This window comes from Leptolyngbya sp. FACHB-541 (genome assembly GCF_014695875.1).
Taxonomy (GTDB): Bacteria; Cyanobacteriota; Cyanobacteriia; order Elainellales; family Elainellaceae; genus JAAUTN01.
Genome location: NZ_JACJPC010000006.1, coordinates 1 through 3144, shown reverse-complemented (window position 1 = coordinate 3144; position 3144 = coordinate 1). Strand labels below are relative to the sequence as shown.

Genomic DNA, 3144 nt, shown 5'->3' with positions numbered 1-3144 from the left:
CAGGTCTTCGGGTTTCTCGTAGCTTTGTAGCAGTTGGTCAAGCAGTTCAGGTTGAAAGGTCATGTGTTTCTATCTCTGGTTCAGTAGTTCATTAGATCTCAACTTCTGACCTTTGACACACTTCAATTTACAATCCCGATTCTGCCGATTCCATAAGTGTGAAAAAGTGAATCATAAGCAATGTCTATGTCACGCTCATGATTGTGATGCCGCACTACTTGACGTAGAAGGATAGAGAAATCATCAGATGAGGCTAAGAAGTCCACGTAACTATTTTCAAGTAATATCAATTTTTCGATTAACGGACGTTGAAAGTTTCTTCCTATTTCTTGCCGCCATTTTCGCAAGGGTGAAGAATTGAGGATATCTAAAGTTTCATAAATTCTGCTAGGAATAGCCTTGCTTGCTACGTCCATCAAAACTACATCTCTCTTCTGAGCAATTCGATACAATCTCTCACGAACAATCGCTAATTCTGAGTTTATTTGCCGCAGTTCTATTCGTCTTTCTGCTTGCTTTTGTAACGCCCAAACTACTAAGCCAACAAAAACACCAGTTAAAATACCGGAAATCATTCCAGAATAAAGGGCGGGCCAAAAAGAAGTCCAAAAGACCTGAGCTTCTGGGGTGCCTGAAGCAGGAACACCAGGTAGAGCCACTATGTGAACTGACATTTTGTCGTAATCAATTAATGAAACTGATTTCTTGAACTACTGAGCACTATGCTCAACAACACAGGCTCTGCAAAACTGTCTGCCCAAACTAGTGACGAGAACAGTTTGACGTTGAAGGTGTATTGTTCTGTCACCGTCTTGCAGTGCCTGAGACATCAGCTTTAGAACTGCAGGATGATTCTCCAAGGCTTGATAAGTCTTGGGATGAACCATGTCGTCTATAATTTCCACTAAACCTAGACGACATAAATTATCTATATAACTCTCAGACAGTTTAGGACAAGAGCAATTAGCTTCTTCTGCAAGCAGCGAAAAATTTCTCAATGCTCTAAATCCTTCCACAAATGCCTCGCTTGTCTGACTCTCTCGAAATTGGCAATCAACCTTAAGCATAGGAAATGCTAGCCGAACGGCAAATAGCTGCATAATCCTTGCCTCATCAGGCGTTAGCTGCTTTAGGATTTCTACAAACGCAGGGTGAGCATCCGTAGCAGTTTGTGCATCCATCGCTGTGGCAAGCAAATTGGCATAGAGTTCGCGCAGGGTGGGCTCATACCCTGCAAATCTCAACGCTTCTAGAGTTGGTCCGGCTACCGCTGGGCTTGGAGTTATTATTTGATCTGCTGGGAGTCGTTTCAGTCTGCTGGACAGAGCTTCTGTAATGTACTCTTGAATTTGTTCATAACCCCAAACCAACGCTGAAATTGGGGCAAGTGCAATGTGAATAGTTTTTGCAACAGTTTGCAACCCAACGCCTAGTTCTTTCGCCGCTGGCTGTAGTGCATCTTGATGTATTGGAACAGCTTCAAATACCCCCTTAACAGCATCCGCAGCATCGCGAACTTTATTTTCTTCTGACATGTTTTTAGGGGAGATTCTAACGACTAAGATTGATGTTTAACTTCTTAGCCAGAGTGTGGAGCAAGCCACCGATGTTGAAGTAGTCCATTACTCTGACAACTGCTCCACAAGAGGAGCATTGCACAAACAAGAGTTTGAAGTTTGAACCTTTCGGAGTCTGCTCAGCTACTTCAAAGGAATGATTGCTGCACTTTGGACAAGTTGAAGTTGCCATTAGGAGTCCTGTGAATAACTACATGAAACTGTTTTATTGCGATCGCCCCTTTCCTCCAGCATCGCTTCCAGTAACCTACACGCCATTGGTGAAGGACTAGCCCGTCCGTTCTCCCAACGGTTGACCGTCAAACAGGTTACTCCCAATCTGGCTGCAAGTTTCTCTTGGGTTAGCCCTAACTCTTGCCTCAGGTTGCGAATAACTGTGCTGATTTTTAGCTGCTCTAAGTCAGGCATAGATTTGCTTGCTTTCTGTTAATCAGCTTGCCCAAATTTCTATCAAGTGATGCATCACTTGATGTATTTCTAGATTTGCTTAAGGTTTTACACCCTTGCGAAACAGAGTTAGTAGAATTTTTCGCAGGAAATCGCGATCGCCTGACTTCTCAACTTTATTTTTGGCGTTGCTGACTATGCGATCGCTAGGCTAGGATGCACAGGTCCAGCAAGGTTACTGAAAAGAATCTGTATCAACTGGTTGCGGGTTTTCCCGCTTGGGTGAATTTGTCTAGAAGCCTCTATCTGCTTCAATTTCCATCGGCTCAAGCTAAAGTGACACAAGCCTTTTGAGTTGAACGAGCATTGGAGAAGTGATGGCTGAATCTAAATCCTGGCAATCGATTCCCACAAATTTGACCCAAGAACAATTTGAGGAATTTGTCTTGCCGCATCTGAAGCAGGGAACTCGGGGTCCGCAGCCGAAGCTCAGCTTGCATGTGATGTTCAACTACATCTTAAAACTGCTGTACCTGGGATGTCAGTGGAAAGAGCTACCCATCGACAAGGACAGAGCGGGAAGACCAGAGATCCACTACACCAGGATCTATAGTGCTTTGCGGCGGTTTGAAGCTCAGGGGTGCTTTGATGCGATTTTTGCCGAATCTGTGTCGCTGCTGCATCGGAAGGGTCAACTCGACATCAGCGTCATTCACGGCGATGGAACGACGACCTCAGCAAGGAAGGGTGGTGATAATCTCGGATACAGCGGGCACAAGCACCTCAAAGGCGATAAAGTAGTTGCTTTCTGTGATCGTAACTGCAATGTGATTGCCCCTTTTATTCCAGCCCCTGGGAATCGCAACGAGTCGCCGCTGTTGCCAGAAGCCCTGCCACAAGTGACTCGGGTCGCCAAGCAGGTCGGACTCGATCTGAATGATACAATCGTCAGTCTTGATGGGGTTTACGATAGCCGGGCAAACCGCAAAGCGATTTTCAATCGGGGGATGGTTCCCAACATTCCTGAAAATCCGCGTGGTAGAAAGACTCCGAAACGGGGACGCAAGGCTATTTTCGATGCGGCTATTTTTCAGGAACAGTTTCGCACCATCGAGCGTGTGTTCGCTTGGGAAGATAAGTTCAAGCGTTTATTGCTCCGCTTCGAGCGCCTCAGCGGGTT

At 45.5% G+C, this 3144-nt stretch carries 4 protein-coding genes; 1 reads left to right on the top strand and 3 read right to left on the bottom strand.

Annotated elements, in window-relative coordinates; all coding sequences use genetic code 11:
* Positions 1-122: 122 nt before the first annotated feature.
* The 3 genes from H6G00_RS00120 to H6G00_RS00110 form a co-directional block, all read right to left on the bottom strand.
* Positions 123-674 carry a hypothetical protein gene (locus H6G00_RS00120; protein WP_190795076.1) on the bottom strand — a complete coding sequence of 184 codons (552 nt, stop codon included), beginning with the start codon at positions 672-674 and terminating at the stop codon, positions 123-125.
* Positions 675-710: 36 nt separating this feature from the next.
* On the bottom strand, positions 711-1535 hold the full coding sequence (locus H6G00_RS00115; protein ID WP_190795075.1) for a DUF4393 domain-containing protein: 825 nt from the start codon (positions 1533-1535) through the stop codon (positions 711-713).
* A 213-nt stretch (positions 1536-1748) separates the two neighbouring features.
* The gene (locus H6G00_RS00110) at positions 1749-1985 is read right to left on the bottom strand and encodes a helix-turn-helix domain-containing protein (RefSeq protein ID WP_190795074.1); all 237 of its coding nucleotides are present in this window, start codon (positions 1983-1985) and stop codon (positions 1749-1751) included.
* 356 nt (positions 1986-2341) lie between these two features.
* Here H6G00_RS00110 and H6G00_RS00105 point away from each other — a divergent pair.
* Positions 2342-3144 (top strand): transposase (locus tag H6G00_RS00105; protein WP_190795073.1); only part of this gene is annotated, 803 nt, incomplete at its 3' end.

Coding starts and splice junctions, on each gene's coding strand:
- H6G00_RS00115 (WP_190795075.1), bottom strand. CDS start 1,535: ATGTCAGAAGAAAATAAAGTTCGCGATGCTGCGGATGCTGTTAAGGGG.
- H6G00_RS00110 (WP_190795074.1), bottom strand. CDS start 1,985: ATGCCTGACTTAGAGCAGCTAAAAATCAGCACAGTTATTCGCAACCTG.
- H6G00_RS00120 (WP_190795076.1), bottom strand. CDS start 674: ATGTCAGTTCACATAGTGGCTCTACCTGGTGTTCCTGCTTCAGGCACC.